Source organism: Marinobacter nitratireducens (genome assembly GCF_000708045.1).
Classification (GTDB): Bacteria; Pseudomonadota; Gammaproteobacteria; order Pseudomonadales; family Oleiphilaceae; genus Marinobacter; species Marinobacter nitratireducens.
Genome location: NZ_ANIE01000007.1, coordinates 303,370 through 323,485 on the forward strand (window position 1 = coordinate 303,370; position 20,116 = coordinate 323,485).

Consider the following 20,116-nt stretch of genomic DNA (forward strand, 5'->3'; position numbering starts at 1 on the left):
CCCATCCTCCCGAACAATAGCTGCCGGCTATCGGTTGCAAGCTGACAAAACCTCACGGTTTTCTATACTGAACAAAAAACCGGCAATTCTCAGCTAGGCATTCGAGACACGCTCTTGCACCCAGACGCTCACCTGTTGGCGAGCGCCTGGATTATGGTTAAGAGGGAGAGAAGGGTTTATGGCTCCGAGTACCGCCGAAAAACAGGAACATAGCGACAAAGAACGTGCTTCTCACATTCTCAGGCTTCCTCTGGACGCAACCAGGGTAGACCGGGAGCCACACAGCTATGAACGCTGGATGGTGGCAAAACTGATGAGAATGGCAGGCTCGCCACCGATTTGCTTCCGACTCTGGAACGGTGACGTGATCCCGCCGGAATCAGGTGAAGCGCGTTTTACACTTTATCTGGCAGACCCCAAGGCACTCTATTCCCTGGTTGCCAACCCAAACCTGGCCTTCGGTGACCTTTACAGCGCCGGCCGGCTGCAGGTGGAAGGGGACCTGGCCGAGCTGCTTGAAACGTTATACAGATCCGTCCACGCAGCCCGTCAGAAATGGCCCAGGTGGCTGGACACACTCTGGCGAAACCACAACCCGCGGGCAACCGGCATTCCCGAAGCCAAGGAAAACATCCAGCACCACTACGACCTGGGCAACGCTTTCTACCAGCTATGGCTGGATCACGCCGAAATGCAGTACACCTGCGCCTATTACGAGCAGCCGGATCTGTCTCTCGAACAGGCGCAACTGGCAAAACTGGAACATGTCTGCCGCAAGCTGAGACTCAAACCCGGGATGACAGTCGTGGAGGCCGGCTGTGGCTGGGGCGGCCTGGCTCGCTACATGGCCCGCCAATATGGCGTTCGGGTTCACTCCTACAACATTTCACGGGAACAGCTGGCCTATGCCCGGGAGCGGGCCCGGGAGCAGGGGCTGGATCACCTGATCACCTATGTGGAAGACGACTACCGGAACATCGAAGGGCAATACGATGCCTTTGTCTCCGTCGGGATGCTTGAGCACGTGGGTAAGGACAACTATGCGGCACTCTCAGAGCTGATCAAGCGCTGCCTGAATCCCGAAGGCATCGCCCTGCTCCATAGCATCGGCCGAAACCGGCCCATGCTGATGAATGCCTGGATCGAAAAACGGATCTTCCCGGGCGCCTACCCGCCCAGCATTGGCGAGTTCATGGGCATCTGCGAACACGGGGACTTTTCCGTGCTGGACGTAGAGAACCTCCGCCTGCATTACGCCCAGACTCTGACGCACTGGATGGCACGATTCACGGAAAACGAGGACAAGGTCACCGACATGTACGACGCCCATTTCACGCGGGCATGGCGCATGTACCTCGCCGGCTCCATTGCCGCGTTCCGGGCTGGCTCACTCCAACTGTTCCAGGTGGTATTCACCCATGGTGACAACAACCTCCTGCCACAGAACCGAGGCGATCTTTACACTACACCAGCGGCTCCCGGAGAGGCTTGATGGATTACTACGACCTGATCATCGTTGGGGCAGGCCCGGCCGGGTCAACGCTTGCCCATGCTCTGCGGGACAGCGGAAAACGCGTGCTGATTATCGACAAGCAGGTGTTCCCCCGGGACAAGACCTGCGCGGGCTGGGTCACGCCGGCGGTTATGTCCGAGCTCCAGATTGACACCGAAGCCTATGGCGTCGGACGCACCCTGCAACCCATTCGACGCTTCCGGATCGGGATGATGGGGCAATCCGCCGTGGAGAACGACCACGGAGAGATCGTGAGCTACGGCATTCGCCGGTGTGAATTCGACCAATACCTGCTGAACCGCGTAAAGGGGCCCAAGGTACTGGGAACGCCGGTCAAGAGTATCGTCAGGAACGGTGGCAACTGGCGGATCAATGATCGCTGGGAGGCTCCACTGGTGGTCGGCGCCGGCGGCCACTTCTGCCCGGTCGCCAGGTTGCTCGGTGATGGCCCCGGCAGCCACGAAACGGTAGTGGCTGCCAAGGAAGTGGAATTCGAGATGACGCCGGAACAGGCCTCAGCATGCGAAGCCCGCGGTGACACGCCAGAGCTCTGGTTCTGTCGGGATCTCAAGGGCTACGCCTGGATTTTCCGTAAAGGCAATTACTTGAACATCGGCCTCGGCCGTGAAGACAACCACAAGCTTTCTGAACACCTGCAGGCGTTTGTCGAGGAAATGAAGGATGCTGGCCGGATTCCGGATAGCCTGCCGGCGCGCTTCAAGGGGCACGCCTACCTTCTCTACGCCCACGCTGAACGACCGCTGGTAGACGACGGGGTGATTCTGATCGGTGATTCAGCCGGTCTGGCCTACACCCAGAGCGGCGAAGGCATTCGTCCGGCCATTGAGTCCGCACTGATGGCCGCTGACACCCTGCGTAAAGCCGAAGACTACAGCGCTTCATCCCTCCAGGTTTACGGCGATGCGATTGTCGAGCGTTTTGGCAATCGGGCCGCCGACGTGGAAGATGCCTGGCAGGTTCCGGACTGGATGAAGACCGCTCTGGCCAGCCCGCTTATGCGCTCCCACTGGTTCACCCGCAAAGTGGTGACTGAAAAGTGGTTCCTGCATCAGGATGTCTCGCAACTGACGGTTGCGGTATGACAAAGCCGGGGCAAAGGCGCTGGCCCCGGCTGGTACGTCATCGGCTGTGCCCGACCAGGATTAACGAATCTCGTAAATGGTCGTGGTACCGCTCACTTCATTACCCACAATCAGCAACGGCCGATCACCCGGCGCGTCAGCCGCACTGACATACAGGATGCTTTCTGGACCGAGATCTCCTGCTGCGTGGGCGGGTTCGCTACCGTCGTCGATATCGTCCTCAATGGCGTAGTCAAAGTCACGATTATTGAGGTACTGAACATACTCCGGGCTGTATGGATTGCTGATGTCATACACCATAATGCCGCCTGTGCGCTCCAGGCCGATGAATGCGTAGGTATGGCCGTTGATGCGCGCCGCTTCGATTGCTTCGGGTTCCGGGCCCTTGGCATCACTTCGGCTGTCACCGCTGTTCTCATCGTTGTCGTTATTGAAATCATCACCCAGCAGATTGGCCGTGATGACTTCAAACTGGCTTCCACTATCGGCAATCATCTGACCTGCCGAATTCAGAATGCTGAAGCTCCGGCCACCAAACGCCAGCGCCTGATCAAGCTCACCATCACCATCGGTATCGGCTGTCAGAGTGGTGGTCAGGCGGCCCACACCGGTTTCATCGGTGAAATCCCATTGTCCGAGATTGAACGGCGCAACGTCTGCCAGGGGCGCATCCTCGAAACGAATTTCCTCAACAAACGCGTCATATTCACGGGCATCGCCTTCGTTCGCGGTCAGGTAATAAACCTCACCGTTTATCTCGATCGCCTTGATGGAATCCGGCATGTACATGCCTTTGACCGGCCAGCTGGTGATGTTAACGGCATCATCTTTATCCGACACATCCAGCTCATTACCCGGGATACCATGGTTCTTGGTTCCCAGTGCAACGATGGACTTAACACTGGCCTGAGCAATATCCACCACGGCCACGGCGTTGTTTTCCTGTAGCGTCACCCAGGCTTCGGAGCCATCCGGCGATACCGCGACGTACTCCGGCTCAAAATCCTGGGCGACAGAAGACTGGCCGTCATGCAGATAGACGGTCAGACCGGCGACGCCAGCAGCGGCCACCTCAGTATCGCCGTCAAAATCCGTCGTCAGGGTAATCGTGTTACCAGCCACCGACGCGACCCGGTATGGCAGCGGATCACCTTCGGTGCTGGCAATCGTCAACCAGGAACCCGCTACCACGGCAGACGCATCGTCCACGGTAACGCTCGCAGGATCGGTATCGGTGAACGCGGTTACCGCCAGCTCTGAGCGACCGAAGTTGCCGAACACCCTGACGTCCTCAGGCAGTTCGTCAGCACGGGAACCACCAACATTGAAATCGGCGAAGGAAACAGACTCGACGGCGGGATTATCCGGATCGGTGGCATCCACAATGCTGACAGTGCCCTCCGGGTCGATACTATAGTCGCCATTGGGTTCACCCTCGTTGGCCACCAGAATCTTCGTTCCGTCGGGGGTAAAGGTCAGCATATCGGGCAAGGCGCCCACCTCAACCTCACCCCGGAACTGGAGGTCCGCAGCGTTGTAAATCTGGACCCGCCCGTTCGAGGTCTTGGTATCGTGCTCTACCGCCACGGCGACCAGCCCTCCTGATACAGAGACACTGTTAATCGCCCCTGCATCGGCCCATTGCACGGTTGCATCGAGCGTGGCCTGCTTGGTGGGGTTGGCCGGATCCTGAAGATCCAGAACATCAACAGAACTCTGCTGTGCGTTGACGACAAACACCCGGGCCGATGCCGGATCATAAGCCACGATTTCCGCGGCACTCTCGTCAAACTCGTTGTCATCGACGGCAAAGCGCCCAACCTGGACCAGAGAGACCTGGCCCGCAGTCAGATCCTGGCCGTCAGCACCAGTGGCCCCATCATCACCTTCACAGGCCGTCAGAAGTGCCGTTGTTGAAATGATGGCAGCCGCAAGCACAGATTTCCGGAATTGCATACGTTCCCCTTTGTATTCTTTACGTCATGTGTAACGACACAACGTAGAGATCATCCATGACAAAGAGGTGTCAGTAATAAGTCTCTGACAAGTCAGTACTGTGACAGGAAAAAGGGCGAGAACGAAAAATGGCGGCCACTCGGCCGCCATTTTTGGGTCCTCTCGCCAGGGCTCAGTGCCCGAGGTAACTGCGGTACATCCAGACCGTCTTTTCCTGCTGGGAAATATAGTCACTCATCAGGGCAACGGTCCCCTCATCCTCGGCATCGCCGGCCAGCGCCAGCAGATCCCGCTGTTTGCCGATCAACGTGGCAAAACTTTCAACGATGTTTTGCATCGCCTGTTTACCATCAGACACATCTTTACACTCCTTAACTTCCGAGCGCTCGATGTACGAACTGTAGGAGTGGCTGGGGCGATGCCCAAGGGTCAGCACACGTTCGGCAATTTCATCGACCTTGAGCAGCAAGTCGTCGTACAGCTCTTCAAATTTGACGTGCAGCTCGAAGAAATCGCTTCCTTTGATGTTCCAGTGGAAGCCACGCACGTTCATGTAAAAAATCTGGTAGTTGGACAGCAGATCGTTGAGAGAATCCGCAAGTTTCTCCGTTTTCGCCGTATCAAGACCGATAAAGTTCTTACCCATCAGAAGTCTCCTTGACTATTGGTTATTGAAAATCTGCTCTCAACATAGCGCAGTTGCGCGGAGGTGGTGAAGTATAGATGGCCAATACAAAATATAGGCAAAACCTATCAAATAAGAGAAAACAATTTATTTGGAAACAATTCCCATTACCGGTTCAATATCATTCACAGACTGATCATTGCAGGAGCCGATCATGAGTGCCTTGAAACTGTTCGTTCACAACCACGGAGCCAATGGCGATCAATCTCTGGTCAAAACCATTACGTTTGCGATTACACACTTTACGGTGGCGTTCACAGTCGCATTCGTGTTGACTGGGGATATCATCGTGGGCGGCCTGATTGCCATGGTCGAACCCGCGATCAATACCGTGGCCTACTTCTTCCACGAGAAGATCTGGAGCCGACGCCAGCAAAATACAAGGTCGTCCTTCAACACGGCCCATTCCGTCTGATCTAAAGTTTCCGGCGAACCACTGAGGACATAGATTAAAAAATGGCTTAAGCTCTGCACGTTAACCCCGTCTGAATCAGGAGACAGCGACGTGCAGAATTATTGGCCGGAATTCCTTACCGTGGCGCTGGTGCACCTGCTTGCCGTTGCAAGCCCGGGTCCGGATTTCGCGGTCATGCTCAGACAGGCTTTGAGCCAGACTCGCGGCAAGGCGCTACTGACCGCCCTGGGCGTGGGCCTGGGCATTCTGGTTCACGTCGGCTATTCGCTCCTTGGCATCGGCTTTATCATTCAGCAGTCAATCTGGCTGTTCAGTGTTCTGAAAATCATTGGCGCCCTTTACCTCACCTGGATTGCCATCCAGTGTCTGCGTTCCCGCGCATCCGACATTGACGTGAAAACCACGCCAGGCGACCTTCAGTCTTCTTGGGCAGCACTGCGTCTGGGCTTTCTCACCAATGCCCTGAACCCGAAAGCCACACTGTTCTTTGTCTCCCTGTTCTCTGTGGTGATCAGCCCAGGAACGCCGGTAATGGTTCAGGCGGGTTATGGTCTATACATGGCCGCAGCGACGGCTCTGTGGTTTGCCATGGTCGCAGTCTTTTTCACCCTGCCCGGTGTCCGCCGGGCCTTTAACCGGTTCGGCCACTGGCTGGATCGGGTCATGGGAGGCGTCCTGATTCTTCTCGCCGGGCAACTGCTTTTCTCTACAGTGAGCGGATCAGAGCCTCAGTCTGCTCCCATCCCAGACATGGATCGGTAATCGAACAACCATAGAGCAGATCAGCACCGTCGTCTTGGCGCCCCGGTTCCAGGAAGCTCTCCAGCATCAGCCCACGAACTTGATGCAAGCCACCTTCATGCTCTGCCATGACTTCACGGGCAATGTCTGCCTGGCGCTCCGCCACTTTGCAGGCATTGTCGTGACTGCAATCCACCATGATCGCGGAGGAAAGCCCCGAATCCACCAGGGTCCTGACGGCTGAGCGTATACTGTCGGCGTCATAGTTGGTGATGCCGCGTCCACCCCGAAGCACAAGGTGCGTGTCGGGATTGCCCGGCGTCGTAATCATCGCCGGCGCACCCGATGCCGACAGTCCAAGGTGGTGATGAGCATGGGCTGCCGACTTCATGGCATTCACCGCCACACCGATGCTGCCATCCGTTCCGTTCTTGAAGCCTGTCGGCATCGGCAAGCCACTGACCATTTCCCGATGGACCTGAGATTCAGTAGTTCGGGCGCCAATGGCCGTCCAGGTCACCAGATCCCCCAGGTAATCCATGACCAGCGGGCTGAGCGCTTCCGTGGCCAGCGGTAATCCGATGCGGGCCAGGTTGAGCAGCAAACGACGGGAACGCACCAGACCTTCGCGGAGATCTCCGGAGCCCGTGCGCTCCGGATCATACAAAAGCCCTTTCCATCCAACCGTGGTTCTCGGCTTTTCCAGGTAGGCCCGCATGACAATCAGGAAACGGTCGCTCACCGCGTCGGAAAGCGCCTTCAGCTTCTCGCCGTACTCCAGGGCGGCAACTTCATCGTGAATGGAGCATGGACCGACCACGATCAGGGTGCGGCTATCCTCTCCCCTGAGAATACGGCGGACGGCATCCCGGTGCGACCGCACCTGACAACGTATTGTCTCATCCAGCGGCAGCTGCTGGTTCAACTCCCGGGGGGTGGGCAGAGTCATTTCCTGACGTTGGTGAATCCCTGTTTCGGACTCTGGCTGCGTCAGCGCATCGGTGCTTAAAGGCATGTTCATGTCGGCGGTCCCGTTTTCCCTGTATCAGAATCAAAAAAGCCCCGGCTGGGCTACCAGTCGGGGCTTTTCGAGTCCGGTGGCAGCCTGGATATCTGCCGGGCTGCCTTCCTCTATGTTCGGTCGATGAAGAGCTTAGGGGCGGCCCGGGCTGTGGCTAAAATAAAAGCCATAACCAAACCACCAAAAAAACACAGACGCGACCGCCGCCATCGGTTTTTCACCGAAAGCTTGCAGAACATTCAATTGACAGGTCGCGTGTGTCGTCTTCATGCTTTTCAATATATACCTGCTGTTTTCCCGTTGGCAACCCGTGATCCGGATTTTTTCCCGGCACCTTTCCAGGAGATCCAATGCATTCGATTCCAAGAACCGCCGCGACAGCCCGTCCAATATCGCTTGTTATGGCGCTTGTCCTGCTTGCGGGAACGCTCCTGGCAAGCTCTGATGCGCTCGCCGAAGCCCGGGTCTACGAACTCAAAAACCGCCCGGCCGAGGACATCGCCAACCAGATCAGGACGCTATACCAGAACACGCCAATCACGCTCACCGCCCGGGGAGCCCAGCTTGTGATTCGCGGCGAGCCAGCCTTACTGGATGAGATCAGCACCCTGATCGACACCATGGATGTCGCACCGACCCAGCTCAGGATCAGTGTGCGTTCCAGCGAAGATATCGGAGGCAAGCAGTCCGGCGCCGGCGTGAGTGCTTCAAACGACCGCATCGGCGTGTCGGTGGAACGCAAGGTCATCACCACTGGCAACCAACGGGTGCGCTCACTGATTGTCCAGGACGGTCAGTCGGCTCACATCACCTCAGGCAAGGTTCGAACCCTGCCGTTCGTCGTTCGGGGCGGGCGTAATCCAGCAGCGGTTCTGCAGCAGGTCGAGACCCGCAGTGGATTTCTGGTCAGCCCCCAGGTTATTTCCGATCGCGCCATCGAACTGAACATCGTGTCATTTGAAGAAGACCCGGCCGCCATGCCTGGCTATGAAACGGAGGCCCTGATGACCATTCGCCGCGTGGAACCAGGCCAATGGGTGTCGCTTGGCAGCACCTCCACGGAGACCAGGAACCGCGAGTCCGGAATCACGTACAGCGTTAAGGGAAACCGGCAGGAGAACCGCCGCTTTGAGGTGAAAGTGGAGCTGCTGCCCTGAAGACTCAGGCCCGGTATTTCTTAAGCAGGGTGGCTTTGGCCTCGTTGATTTTGGCCGCCAGGTAATCGTTGCCGCCGCGATCGGGATGAAGCTTCTGAATCAGCCGGCGGTGCGCCGCCACAATCTCTGATTCGGAGCAGCCCGGCTGAACACCGAGAACATCACAGGCTTCGCTTTCAGACATGGCGTCCGATCGGTCATTTTCATTGCCACCGTTTGTTCCGTGGCTGTGCCCATCCCCCCGGGCGCCTGATGCTCCCATGAAACGTCTGAAGGTTGGAATGTGGTGAATCAAGGCCGGCAGCTTCCTGAGCAGAGGTAACACGGCAGCGACGGCAGCAGTCAGCACGTGCACTCTGCCGGTCAGCACCATGAACAGCAACAGGGCACCACCGACCACCAACGCCGTTTTCCAGGCAGCGGATTTTTTCTTTTCCGGCGTCAGGGCGCCCCACTGTTTCAGAATCACAAAAACGGCCGCTGCAAGCGCGATACCGAGAATCCACTGCATGCATTGATCCCTGGACTGATTGGAGTCGTAATTTTGTCACCGTAACCTGGGAAAATGCCAGTCGCCAGACGACAGAAAAACGATCAGAAATGATTTCTAACCCGATTTACTGACAAACCGGTGACAAGCATTACCATTGTTTTATAGGATGCTATCATTCGTAACATACAATTAATCTAACAAGGCCGCCTTCCTGCGGCCTAACTTGATCGGCAAGGGAATGCGGGTCCTCGTTGTCCGTCCCCTGTTGCTTAATACCAGACACAATACCGATTCCCAGGAACTGAACTATGCGCACCGCCTCCCGTTTCGTGATCGTTATCATTTTCCTTGGCATCGTCCTTGGTGGAATCTTCGGCTATAAAATCTACCAGTTCGGCCAGTTTCAGAAACAGATGAGCCAACCCCAGCCGCCGGCTCAGATTTCTGCGACCCGCGCCACCACCGAGCAGTGGACTCCCAGCATCAAGGCCGTTGGTAGTATTGAAGCGGTCAATGGAATCGAGATCGCCAACGAAGTCGCCGGTGTTGTCGAAGAGATCAACTTCGAGTCCGGCGACCGCGTCAAGCAGGGAGATGTCCTGATCAGGATCGACTCTGCCATCGATGAAGCCGCACTGAGAACCCGTCGTGCCGAGGCCCAGCTCGCACAACAGGAGTTCAAACGAGTGTCTGACCTGCTGCCCAAGCGTGCCGTTTCCCAGTCCCAGTACGACGAAGCCAAGGCCAACTACGACGCTGCCAAGGCTCGGGTGAACGAAGCCGAGGCGCAACTCAGCAAAAAGATCATCCGCGCACCGTTTGACGGAACGCTCGGCATCCGCATGGTCGATCAGGGTGAATACATCGCCACCGGCACCTCCATTGTCGAGGTCAACATGCTGGATCCGATTTACGTCGATTACACCCTCTCCGAGAAGAACCTCCCGAACGTTGCGACCGGGTATCCCGTCGCAGTGACCGTTGCCGCTGTGCCCGATCAACAATTTGAGGGCAGCGTCAGCGCCATCAATACCTCCGTTAATCCGGAGACTCGTACCGTTCGCATCCGGGCCACCCTCGAGAACCCCAAGGGACTTCTGCGACCCGGTATGTTTGCCACGATCCAGACCCAGCAACCTCAAGACAACGAGGTCGTTACTGTGCCACGCACCGCCGTTTCTTTTAACACCTACGGCGATTTCGTTTTTGTTGTGGCAGACAATGACGAAGGCCAGCAGGTAGTCAATCGGCGCACCATTGTCTCCGGTGAAACCCGAAATGGCCGGGTGGCGGTCATGTCCGGGCTTGAGGCAGGTGAAACAGTGGTCGCCAAAGGCCTCCTGCGCCTGCGAGCCGGCCAGAGCGTCGTCATCCAGGAAGGAGACGAGCAGTCCCAGGAGGACTCTGAATAATGCGATTCACCGACATATTTATCCACCGTCCGGTGCTGGCGACGGTGGTCAGCCTCCTGATTCTGCTGCTCGGCGCCCGGGCGGCCATGGAAATGGAGATACGTCAGTATCCTGAACTGGAAAGCACCACCGTCACGGTAACAACCGCGTACCCTGGTGCCAGCTCCGACCTGATCAAGGGCTTCATCACAACCCCATTGCAGCAGGCCATCGCGGAAGCCAGCGGCATTGATTACCTGACCTCCACCAGTTCTCAGGGCCGCTCCACCATCGAAGCGAAGATGGTGCTCAACTATGACGCTAACGCCGCACTCGCCGAAATACAGGCCAAGGTCGCCAGCCAGCGCAACGTCTTGCCAGCAGAAGCCCAGGATCCTGTCATCACATCCACAACCGGCGACTCAACGGCTCTGATGTACATTGCGTTCTACAGCACAGAGCTGGCCGTTCCTCAGATCACCGACTACCTGACTCGGGTTGTTCAGCCCAAGCTCCAGGCCCTGTCCGGTGTTGGTAAAGCGGAACTTCTGGGCCGAAAATTTGCCCTGCGGGTATGGCTCGATCCAGAGCGCCTGGCGGCAGTGGACATGACGCCGACAGAAGTGGTCGGAAAACTCCGCGCCAATAACTATCAGGCTGCTGTCGGCAACACCAAAGGCCGGTATACCGAAATCAGCATGACCAGCGATACCGATGTGGCGGACCCGGACGAGTTCCGCAACCTGGTGGTTAAACAGGCTAACGGCACACAGATTCGCCTCCAGGATATCGCCCGTGTCGAACTGGGTTCTGAGAGCTATGACCAACTGGCCTTGTACAAGGGCCAGCCGGCAACCTATGTCGCGATTGAGCTCGCTCCGGGCGCCAACCCGCTGACCGTTGCCGATCTGGTCAAGGCAGAGCTGCCCGACATCGAGTCGCAGCTGCCATCGGGACTCAAGGTTCGACTCGCCTACGATGCATCCGACTTTATCGAAGACTCCATCAACGAGGTGATCAAGACCCTGTTCGAGGCCCTGATCATCGTCCTGGTGGTGGTATTCCTGTGCCTTGGCTCAGTCCGGGCGTCGGTGGTGCCGTCTGTTGCGGTGCCACTGTCCCTGGTCGGCGGGGCTTTCATCATGTTGATGTTCGGCTTCTCCCTGAACCTCCTGACGTTACTCTCGATGGTTCTTGCCATCGGCCTGGTAGTCGATGACGCCATCATCATGGTCGAAAACGTCCACCGGCACATCGAACATGGCGAGTCCAGAATGGATGCAGCCATCAATGGCGCCCGGGAAATGGCGGTGCCGATCATTGCCATGACCACCACGCTGGTTGCCGTGTACGCTCCGATCGGCTTCATGGGCGGATTGGTAGGCTCCCTGTTTACCGAATTCGCATTCACCCTGGCGGGTACCGTTGTAATATCCGGCATCGTGGCCCTGACCCTTTCGCCCATGCTGTCGGGCAAAATCCTCAAGCCTCACGGCGATCCGGGCAAGTTCGAGCAACTGGTTGAAAAAGCCTTTAATGGACTTTCCAACGGCTACAAAACCGCGCTGAGCTCTCTCATGGAAACCAAGTCCGTGGTGGTCTTCTTTGCCGTGGTCGTACTCGCATCGATCTACTTCATGTTGATGATGAGCCAGAACGAACTGGCGCCCACGGAAGACCAGGGAATTTTGTTCTACCAGGGCCTCGGCCCCCAGACATCGACGCTCGATTACCTGCGGGAACACGGTGATGAAGTACAGGAGCGCATGTCGGCTGTCCCCGGCTACAACGAGGACTTCATGATCCTCGGCATCACTAGCCCAAATGCCGTGTTCGGCGGCTTCAAGCTGGCCCCCTGGAGCCAGCGGGATATCAGCCAGTTTGAGGTTCAACCGATGCTGGATGCGGAGCTGAAAAAGGTCACCGGTCTGCAGACTGCGGTTTTCCCCAGGCCATCCCTTCCGGGCTCCGGGGGCGGGCTACCGTTCCAGTTCGTGATCACGACAGGCAACAGCTATGACCAGCTCGATCAGGTTGCCGATGAGTTGCTGGGCAAGGCCATGGCGAGCGGTAATTTCATGTTCCTGCAGAAGTCCATCAACTTCGATCGCCCGGTGACACGCATCAACGTGGACCGGGATCGTGTCGCGGACCTTGGCCTGTCGATGCAGGACGTCGGGCAAGCGCTGTCCAGTATGCTGGGCGGCGGCTACATCAACCGCTTCAGCATGGAAGGCCGCTCCTATCAGGTTATTCCACAGGTGGACCAGAATTTTCGCCTGGATGAACAGGCGCTGAATGACTACTACATCCGCGCCGATACCGGCGACCTGATTCCGTTGAGCAGCGTTGTCAGCTTCACCCGTGATGTAGAGCCGTCCAACCGCACCCAGTTTAACCAGCAGAATTCCCTGACGCTTCAGGGAGTCGTCATGCCGGGTGTTGCTGCCGGTTCCGCCATGGAGTTCATGGAAAAAACCGCCGGAGACGTATTCCCCCAGGGCTTCAGCTTTGACTACACCGGCCAGAGTCGACAGTTGGCCAACCAGGGAAGCGCCCTGATCGTAACTTTCTTCCTGTCACTGCTGGTGATCTACCTGGTTCTGGCTGCTCAGTTTGAAAGCTGGAGGGATCCGTTCATCATCCTGGTTTCCGTACCCATGTCTGTGGCGGGTGCCATGGCGTTCATCGTGCTTGGCTTTGCAACGATGAACATATACACCCAGGTAGGTCTGATCACCCTGATCGGCGTGGTATCGAAGAACGGCATTCTGATCGTGGAATTTGCCAATCAGCTGCAGATCGAGAAAGGTATGGACAAGGTCAAGGCTGTGATCGAGGCGGCGGCGATCCGACTGCGCCCGATCATCATGACCTCCCTGGCATTGATCTTTGCCATGGTGCCATTGTTGATCGCCATCGGCGCCGGTGCCGAGAGTCGTTTTGCCATCGGGCTAACCATCAGCGCGGGCCTGGGTATCGGTACCTTGTTCACCCTGTTCGTGTTGCCGGCGTTCTACATCCTGCTGGCACGGGATCACAACAGCGAAACGCACTGACCCGCGGCAGTCACAAAAAAGCCCGGCTCGCGCACAAGCGAACCGGGCTTTTTTATACCCCGGCGGTCTGCTCGCTGGTGACCGGTACTTCGTGTCCATCAGGCAGTCTTCTCCGCCACTGGACCGTCTCACTCGGGAGCTCACCAAAATGTTCGCGATACAGCGCCGCGAATCGGCCTAGATGGGTGAACCCCTCATCCGCCGCATACCATGAGATGTGAGGCGTCTCACACTGACAGTCCACCAGTCGCCGACGAACACGGATCAATCGGCTGCGCTGGAAATACCGATAGGGCGTCATCCCCGTCTGGCGCTTCATCAGGTAATACAGGTTACGTTCGCTCACGCCCGAATGCATCGCGAGTTCCTTCAGATCGAATTCCCAATTCGCATCACCATCAATCTTCTCGATGACCCTGAGGACCCTTCGGTCACTGGCCTGCGGGCCAGGCATTGAGTCAGGCTTATCTCCGCACAACACCCCCACCAGAGTGCAGAGCATACTCGCGGTCTGACTTTCCGCATGTCGGTGGTCACGGAAGAAGCGGGCCTGATTAAGATAGTGCTCCAGAAGACGGGTCACTTCCAACGCAGGAATCCGACTCGACGCCTGAATGTTGCCAACGGACAACGCGGGATCCGGCCTGACAATGAGCAGTTGGCTCTCAGGCGCCATGCGAATGGAAGAGAGAGCATGCGGGTAGACTATGGCAAGACCATCAAGAGGCTGCCATCGCCTCCCAAGGACGGAGAATTCCGCAACGCCACTGAGGGGCAACACCATCTTCGGGCCGATATTCCGGCATCCGGACAGATCAAATCCATGGGTGGCGTGCAGTACGGTAACACTTCCACCCTCAACCTCAAGAGAGGCAATCGCGCCAATCGTGGCAGGATTACCATGGGGTCTGCACTCCAGGTCATCACAACCGGAAAGCACCTTCGCAGCCGCCAGCCATTCCCCAGGGGATGCTCGATTCAGCCTCAGGTACGACGCCAGCTCCAAGACTGGAAATTCATTAGGCATAACAGTGAGGAATATCAAAAATTTCCTCATATTCCTGCACCAGGGAGGCATCACCAAGCCATATATTGCAAAGCCTGAACGATTCGTCACCTTTCTGCCCAAGCTTTGATTTTAATCAATCAGCTGCGCCTTTATTTCCCTCCAGGGAGCCGGCCTGGCCAGAAGAAAGCCTTGCCCTCGATGGCAGCGAAAGTCTCTCAGTTGTGCCAGTTGCTGCGCATGCTCTATGCCCTCTGCGACAACCTCCAACCCCAGGGCATCTGCAATACCCAGAATAGCGGAGACAATGCGGGCATCGGCATGCTCTTCTCCCAGTCTGCGGACAAACTGCCGATCAATCTTGAGAGTATCAACGGGCAATGCATGCAAATACGCCAATGAGGAGTAGCCCGTTCCAAAATCGTCAATGGCTATCTTCACCCCCTGGGCCCCGAATGCCTCCAGTCGGCCAAGACTCGCTTTCGACAGGTTCATCATATGGGTTTCTGTGATCTCTATTTCCAGCTGCCAGCCGATGCGCCCAATTTGCTCGAACAAAGGCTTCAGCGCAGCGTCAAGCCGAGCATCGGTAATCTGGCGAGCGGAAATATTGATAGCCAGACGCAATCCGTGCACGACGTCATCCACAGTGTCCGGCAGGTCATGGATCACGCACCTCACCAGCTGCTCCGTGAGCTCATGGATATGACCACGTTGCTCTGCGATGGGAATAAAATCGGCCGGAGAAACCGAGCCCAATTCAGGATGCTCCCACCTCAGCAATGCTTCGATACCCACGACAGAGCCGCACGCCAAATGGTACTGGGGCTGATAGACGACATTGAACTCTTCCGGTGCCGTTTTCAGGGAGACAACAAGCGCTTCCGAAAGCCGTTGCTCATAACGACCCTGTTCGGAATCTCCAGCACAGTAGATTCGGTAACAGGCGCGCCCCGCAAGCTTGGCCATATACATGGCACTGTCGGCATTCTGGAGCAGCTCGCTACCGGTTCGGCCGTGCTGCGGGAACAGAGCGGCTCCGACCGAAACCGAAAGAAAGTACTCATGCCCCAGGTCTTTAACCGGCTGTTCAAACGCCAGGGCCACTCGTTGGCAGACATGGTCAAGCCCGACTTCCGAGTTAAGTTCTGCAATCACGGCGAACTCGTCTCCGGACAGCCTCGCGACCACATCACCCTCGCGCAACACCCCCCGGATGTTTTTCGCGGCTTGCTGGAGTACCCGGTCTCCGCAGTCATGTCCATGCAGGTCATTGACTGATTTAAAAAAGTCCAGATCAATGAAAAGCACGCCAAAGCCCTCGGCGTCCAACTGGCGACGGGAAACCCGGGCCCTCAGGAATTCCTGAAAAAGAGACCGGTTGGGCAGTTCAGTCAAAGGATCGTAATACGCAAGGGACGCCAGTCTCTCATCGCAGGCGGTGATGTCACCCAGATCCATAAACACACCGGCAAAAAAGTCTCTGCCCTGAAATCTGACCGGATAAATGGTTAACCATTGAGGGTAGGTTTCCCCATTCTTGCGGCGATTCCAGATCAGGCCATCCCAGCGCCCCGATCCCGAGAGGCTGCTCCACATGGACTCGTAGAAATCCACGGAATGGAGCCCGGAGCTCAGCACCGATGGTGGTTGTCCAACGACCTCGTCAGAACGGTATCCCGTCACCGATCGAAACATGTCATTCACATAGGCGATTCTGGGTTCGGTCGTCGCCAACATGATGGCGCGCGGGTGAACATCCACCAGTGCCTTGAAATCTTTTTGTTGTAGTACGGGCATGGTCAAAAACTCCCTGTCACTGACGAACTGCTGACCCACACCCAGAATACGGGGGTATTCCCATCAACCTAGCCATTTACTGCAAAAAGCTCTTATTAATTGGTCGATATGTCGTGTAACCCACCTCAATATCGGCACTTTTGCAATATAGGGATACCCCTGCGTCAGGTTTCAACCATAGTGAACCGACAATAAAACACGATCCAGCTGGAAGAATCGGCTATGCGCAGAAATGAACCCGTCAGCGGGAAAGAGAGACGCTACCCACCGCACTATCACCTGATTACCACTACGGATATCAAAGGCCGCATTACCGCAGCAAACACAGAGTTTGCCGAGGTCGCCGGGTTCGAGATTGATGAACTGGTAGGCCAGCCTCACAACATCATCCGACATCCGGACATGCCAGAGGGCGCCTTCAAACACCTGTGGGAAACCATCAAAGCCGGCGATTCATGGCGCGGCATGGTCAAAAATCGTTGCAAGAACGGCGATCACTACTGGGTGGACGCGTTTGTCACCCCGATCAGAAAACACGGACAAATCGTTGAGTTTCAGTCGGTCCGAACGTTACCGACTCAGGCCCAGATCGACAGAGCTGAGCAGGTCTACAAAGCCTGGAACCAGGGTGTCATCTCCAGGCGATTCCTCGCCACCAGCCCTCCGCTCACGCTCAAGCTCATGACTCTGTGGCTGGTGCTGGCGGGAGGGGTAGGCGCCCTGACCGCCCATCACCTGGCACCGGGTGTCATGGTGGCAACCCAGGCCCTTATTTTCCTGGTATTTTCGGTGCTGTACTGGCTCGCACGGCCCACACTCAGAATCGCGCGCGATACCTGCTGCGATGCCCACCCCGCCATGCCCTGGATCTATACCGGAAGGCGTGACGAGGGCGCCTGGATCGAGTTCGACCGGCAAAAGCGAAATGCGACCCTCAGGGCGGTCTCAGCCCGCATGCACTCAAACATCGATAAACTCCACGGACGCAAGCAGCGCACCATGGAGTGGGTCTCAAATTCAGTGGCCAGCATCCGCAGCCAGCAGGATGATATCCAGGATATTACCCGGGCCTTTGCCGCCCTCGGGGAGAGCGTTGCCCGGGTGAGTGAACTGACATCCCAGACACACGAAGCCACCCACAATGCCCATCGCTCTGCAGATATGTGCAGAGACCGCATGTCCATTATGAATCAGGCGCTTTCTGGCCTGGAAACCCAGCTCGCCACCGCCAATCAGCGCATTGACCGCCTGGCCGAACGGAGCGACTCCATTGGTCTGGTTCTTGAGGTGATCTCCGGCATTGCCGAGCAAACCAACCTGCTGGCACTGAACGCAGCCATCGAGGCCGCCAGGGCGGGAGAATCAGGCCGAGGCTTTGCTGTGGTCGCGGACGAGGTACGTGGGCTTGCACAACGCACCCACGAGTCAACCCGGCAGATCGATGAGATGATCGCCACGCTCCAGCAGGAAACACGCGCTGTCGTGGATGTCATAAACAACGGCGTATCCTGCTGTGAGGAAACCGCCGCCGTCGCGTTGGAAGCCAGCGAGGCCCTGGACGCGACGATGACCGATGTATCAGTGATTTCCGACTGCGCACAGGAAGTCGCGAGCGCAACGGAGGAACAATCCGCCTTGAGCCTGCAGGTAGAGCGTCAGGCCACCCGGTTGATTGATCTCGGCAATGACTCGGTCAAGAGCAGTGAAAGCGCCCGAGAAGAATCGGAACAGTTGGGCAGTAACGTCGACCAGGCGCAGCTGCTGACCAGTCACTTCCTCCAGATGCTCTGCGACACATTGATTCCCGGCTCCGAAGAACATCGGGATAAACACCAGCGATTCCCCGAGCCTGCGCAATAGGGTAGTCTGACGATCCATTTGCCCTCTGACATGACCGATAAGATCGACCGTGACACTATCAACCCTGTTCTGGCTTTTTGTGGCCGCCACCAGCATCTGGTACTGGTGGCGGGCAAAAGCCATCAAGGATTTTGTTCTCCAGGCAGCAAAGCAGTACTGCGAGACCATGGACGTTATGCTGCTGGATGATGCCGTCTACCTCCGGGGACTCTGGTTCAAGCGGGACCCGGAGGGCAAGCTCCGGGTCTGGCGCCGATTCCTGTTTGATTTCACCTCAACCGGCGAAGAACGGTATACCGGTCGAGTCATCATGCTTGGTCAGCGCATTCTGCACATGGAACTGGAGCCTCATCGGTTTTGAGCCTGCATTACCTTTTGAGAAACAATCCGTTACAGGGCTGAAACCTGACTGTCATATTTCTGTAGCATTCTGGACGCCTCTCAGATTTTTCCCGGATAGAAGGATTCCGAATGCTGCCCTCCACACTCCTCAAGCGTCCCCTGGCGCGGCGTCTCACCCTGTTCTGCTCGCTGGTATTTGGCTTACCACTGGTCAGTCATGCCAACGATCTGGAGATCCATGGTTCCAACACCATCGGCGCCCGGCTCGCCCCGATGCTGATGACGGCCTATCTCCAGCAGTCGTCGGGTACCAAGGTCACCACACGCCCCAATGGCAAGGAAAACGAGCGTCTCCTGCTAACCTCCGTGGATGGCAAACCAGTCAGAGTTCTGGTGGCCGCTCATGGTTCCAGTACCGGCTACAAGGCCCTGGCCGCGAATCGAGCCGATGTCTGGGCAGCCTCGCGTCCGGCTAAAGCGTCAGAGATTGCCTCACTGAAAGCACGCGCAGACCTGACCTCCATGGATAGCGAACACGTTATCGCCATCGACGGACTCGCGGTACTGGTTCACCCGAGCAACCCGGTCGATCAGTTGAGCATCGATACCCTCGGCAAAGTGTTCGCCGGGCAGATCCGAAACTGGGCGCAACTGGGCGGCCCCGATCGTCCTATCCACCTGTATGCGAGAGATGACCGTTCCGGCACCTGGGATACGTTCAAGAGCCTGGTGCTCGGTAAAACCTACAAACTGGATGCCTCAGCCAAACGTTACGAGTCCAATGACCAGCTGTCTGACGATATCAGCCAGGATCCTGCCGGTATCGGCTTTGCAGGCCTGGCTTCTGTTCGTGACAGCAAGGTTCTCGCCATTTCCGATGGCAACGCACCGGCCCTGAAACCAAACCAGCTCACCGTCGCAAGCGAGGATTACCCGCTGGCCCGGCGCCTGTTCATGTACACACCCGGCCCGGAAACCACCGCCATGGCCTCGGATTTTCTGGAGTTTGTGCTTGGTTCAGAGGGACAGGCCATCGTTTCCAGATCCGGATTCATATCGCAGAACCCGATTGCTGTCAGGCCCGAGTTTGACGACTCTGTTCCAGCCACGTTCCAGAGACTGACCGCCAACTACAGTCGCCTGACTGTAAACTTCCGCTTCTCGGAAGGCCGTACGAAACTCGATAACAAGGCCCAACGGGACCTGAAGCGGGTAGCCGACTACCTGGCCAGTGAACGGCTGGTAGCCGACGACCTGATGCTGATCGGGTTTGCGGACCAACAGAGCAATGAGCTGCGGGCCCAGATGATCTCAGAGCTCCGCGCACTGTCGGTCCGCAAGGCACTTCAGGCCGAAGGCATCGCCGATGTCGCCTACACCGGATACGGTCACTATATGCCTGTTGGCACCGCCGGCGGCAATGCCGGCAAGCAGAGAAACGGTCGCGTCGAAGTATGGGTGCGCAACCATTGAGCCAAGCAGGCCGCCCCCGGGCGGCCTGACGCAGTCGACGAAAGTCGATACCCAAAATGCGGCAATCCCCTATCCCTGGCTGGATCACAGATATGTTTGGG

The 20,116-nt window shown here is 57.1% G+C and carries 16 protein-coding genes; 10 read left to right on the forward strand and 6 right to left on the reverse strand.

Annotation, left to right across the window (positions count from 1 at the left end; genetic code table 11):
• The first annotated feature begins 178 nt into the window (after nucleotides 1-178).
• Both D777_RS12575 and D777_RS12580 read left to right on the forward strand, forming a co-directional pair.
• Entirely contained in the window at nucleotides 179-1,492 is a 1,314-nt protein-coding gene (locus tag D777_RS12575) for an SAM-dependent methyltransferase (RefSeq protein ID WP_036132685.1), read from the forward strand.
• Complete coding sequence (locus tag D777_RS12580; RefSeq protein ID WP_036132687.1) at nucleotides 1,492-2,616, forward strand: NAD(P)/FAD-dependent oxidoreductase; 1,125 nt, start codon at nucleotides 1,492-1,494, stop codon at nucleotides 2,614-2,616. The genes D777_RS12575 and D777_RS12580 overlap by 1 nt, the downstream gene beginning before the upstream one ends.
• Before the next feature lie 60 nt (nucleotides 2,617-2,676).
• Here the strand turns inward: D777_RS12580 and D777_RS12585 are convergent, their stop codons facing one another.
• Both D777_RS12585 and D777_RS12590 read right to left on the reverse strand, forming a co-directional pair.
• Nucleotides 2,677-4,572 carry a choice-of-anchor I family protein gene (locus tag D777_RS12585; RefSeq protein ID WP_036132690.1) on the reverse strand — a complete coding sequence of 632 codons (1,896 nt, stop codon included), beginning with the start codon at nucleotides 4,570-4,572 and terminating at the stop codon, nucleotides 2,677-2,679.
• A gap of 172 nt (nucleotides 4,573-4,744) precedes the next feature.
• On the reverse strand, nucleotides 4,745-5,218 hold the full coding sequence (locus D777_RS12590) for a Dps family protein (protein WP_036132692.1): 474 nt from the start codon (nucleotides 5,216-5,218) through the stop codon (nucleotides 4,745-4,747).
• Nucleotides 5,219-5,411: 193 nt separating this feature from the next.
• Here D777_RS12590 and D777_RS12595 point away from each other — a divergent pair, with 193 nt between their 5' ends.
• Nucleotides 5,412-5,672 carry a DUF2061 domain-containing protein gene (locus D777_RS12595; protein ID WP_051669088.1) on the forward strand — a complete coding sequence of 87 codons (261 nt, stop codon included), beginning with the start codon at nucleotides 5,412-5,414 and terminating at the stop codon, nucleotides 5,670-5,672.
• A gap of 90 nt (nucleotides 5,673-5,762) precedes the next feature.
• On the forward strand, nucleotides 5,763-6,434 hold the full coding sequence (locus tag D777_RS12600) for a LysE family translocator (protein ID WP_036132694.1): 672 nt from the start codon (nucleotides 5,763-5,765) through the stop codon (nucleotides 6,432-6,434).
• Here D777_RS12600 and D777_RS12605 read toward each other — a convergent pair.
• Nucleotides 6,379-7,434 (reverse strand): 3-deoxy-7-phosphoheptulonate synthase, encoded by a 1,056-nt coding sequence (locus D777_RS12605; RefSeq protein WP_036132696.1) that lies wholly within the window; start codon nucleotides 7,432-7,434, stop codon nucleotides 6,379-6,381. The genes D777_RS12600 and D777_RS12605 overlap by 56 nt on opposite strands.
• A gap of 350 nt (nucleotides 7,435-7,784) precedes the next feature.
• Here D777_RS12605 and D777_RS12610 point away from each other — a divergent pair, with 350 nt between their 5' ends.
• Nucleotides 7,785-8,591: a secretin N-terminal domain-containing protein gene (locus D777_RS12610; protein WP_051669089.1), complete on the forward strand. Its 807-nt coding sequence runs from the start codon at nucleotides 7,785-7,787 to the stop codon at nucleotides 8,589-8,591.
• Nucleotides 8,592-8,595: 4 nt separating this feature from the next.
• Here D777_RS12610 and D777_RS12615 read toward each other — a convergent pair whose 3' ends face one another.
• Nucleotides 8,596-9,102, reverse strand: coding sequence for a DnaJ domain-containing protein (locus D777_RS12615; RefSeq protein WP_036132698.1), 507 nt, complete (start codon nucleotides 9,100-9,102; stop codon nucleotides 8,596-8,598).
• Nucleotides 9,103-9,392: 290 nt separating this feature from the next.
• Between D777_RS12615 and D777_RS12620 the strand changes: the two genes are divergently transcribed.
• On the forward strand, nucleotides 9,393-10,496 hold the full coding sequence (locus D777_RS12620; RefSeq protein WP_036132700.1) for an efflux RND transporter periplasmic adaptor subunit: 1,104 nt from the start codon (nucleotides 9,393-9,395) through the stop codon (nucleotides 10,494-10,496).
• Nucleotides 10,496-13,534, forward strand: a complete 3,039-nt coding sequence (locus tag D777_RS12625) for an efflux RND transporter permease subunit (protein WP_036132702.1) — start codon at nucleotides 10,496-10,498, stop codon at nucleotides 13,532-13,534. The genes D777_RS12620 and D777_RS12625 overlap by 1 nt, the downstream gene beginning before the upstream one ends.
• 52 nt (nucleotides 13,535-13,586) lie before the next feature.
• Here the strand turns inward: D777_RS12625 and D777_RS12630 are convergent, their stop codons facing one another.
• Together D777_RS12630 and D777_RS12635 are read right to left on the reverse strand one after the other, a co-directional pair.
• Complete coding sequence (locus D777_RS12630) at nucleotides 13,587-14,561, reverse strand: AraC family transcriptional regulator (RefSeq protein WP_081849550.1); 975 nt, start codon at nucleotides 14,559-14,561, stop codon at nucleotides 13,587-13,589.
• A gap of 111 nt (nucleotides 14,562-14,672) precedes the next feature.
• Complete coding sequence (locus D777_RS12635) at nucleotides 14,673-16,340, reverse strand: putative bifunctional diguanylate cyclase/phosphodiesterase (RefSeq protein WP_036132704.1); 1,668 nt, start codon at nucleotides 16,338-16,340, stop codon at nucleotides 14,673-14,675.
• Nucleotides 16,341-16,562: 222 nt separating this feature from the next.
• Between D777_RS12635 and D777_RS12640 the strand changes: the two genes are divergently transcribed.
• From D777_RS12640 to D777_RS12650, 3 genes are all read left to right on the forward strand, one after another.
• Nucleotides 16,563-18,200 (forward strand): methyl-accepting chemotaxis protein, encoded by a 1,638-nt coding sequence (locus D777_RS12640; protein WP_036132706.1) that lies wholly within the window; start codon nucleotides 16,563-16,565, stop codon nucleotides 18,198-18,200.
• Nucleotides 18,201-18,249: 49 nt separating this feature from the next.
• Entirely contained in the window at nucleotides 18,250-18,561 is a 312-nt protein-coding gene (locus D777_RS12645) for a DUF3301 domain-containing protein (protein ID WP_036132708.1), read from the forward strand.
• Between the two features lie 110 nt (nucleotides 18,562-18,671).
• A complete protein-coding gene (locus D777_RS12650; protein ID WP_081849551.1) occupies nucleotides 18,672-20,015 on the forward strand; it encodes a substrate-binding domain-containing protein in 1,344 nt (447 codons plus the stop codon).
• Nucleotides 20,016-20,116: the final 101 nt, after the last annotated feature.

Coding starts and splice junctions, on each gene's coding strand:
- D777_RS12650 (WP_081849551.1), top strand. CDS start 18,672: ATGCTGCCCTCCACACTCCTCAAGCGTCCCCTGGCGCGGCGTCTCACC.
- D777_RS12590 (WP_036132692.1), bottom strand. CDS start 5,218: ATGGGTAAGAACTTTATCGGTCTTGATACGGCGAAAACGGAGAAACTT.
- D777_RS12640 (WP_036132706.1), top strand. CDS start 16,563: ATGCGCAGAAATGAACCCGTCAGCGGGAAAGAGAGACGCTACCCACCG.
- D777_RS12625 (WP_036132702.1), top strand. CDS start 10,496: ATGCGATTCACCGACATATTTATCCACCGTCCGGTGCTGGCGACGGTG.
- D777_RS12595 (WP_051669088.1), top strand. CDS start 5,412: ATGAGTGCCTTGAAACTGTTCGTTCACAACCACGGAGCCAATGGCGAT.
- D777_RS12610 (WP_051669089.1), top strand. CDS start 7,785: ATGCATTCGATTCCAAGAACCGCCGCGACAGCCCGTCCAATATCGCTT.
- D777_RS12585 (WP_036132690.1), bottom strand. CDS start 4,572: ATGCAATTCCGGAAATCTGTGCTTGCGGCTGCCATCATTTCAACAACG.
- D777_RS12575 (WP_036132685.1), top strand. CDS start 179: ATGGCTCCGAGTACCGCCGAAAAACAGGAACATAGCGACAAAGAACGT.
- D777_RS12580 (WP_036132687.1), top strand. CDS start 1,492: ATGGATTACTACGACCTGATCATCGTTGGGGCAGGCCCGGCCGGGTCA.
- D777_RS12620 (WP_036132700.1), top strand. CDS start 9,393: ATGCGCACCGCCTCCCGTTTCGTGATCGTTATCATTTTCCTTGGCATC.
- D777_RS12605 (WP_036132696.1), bottom strand. CDS start 7,434: ATGAACATGCCTTTAAGCACCGATGCGCTGACGCAGCCAGAGTCCGAA.
- D777_RS12635 (WP_036132704.1), bottom strand. CDS start 16,340: ATGCCCGTACTACAACAAAAAGATTTCAAGGCACTGGTGGATGTTCAC.
- D777_RS12630 (WP_081849550.1), bottom strand. CDS start 14,561: ATGCCTAATGAATTTCCAGTCTTGGAGCTGGCGTCGTACCTGAGGCTG.
- D777_RS12615 (WP_036132698.1), bottom strand. CDS start 9,102: ATGCAGTGGATTCTCGGTATCGCGCTTGCAGCGGCCGTTTTTGTGATT.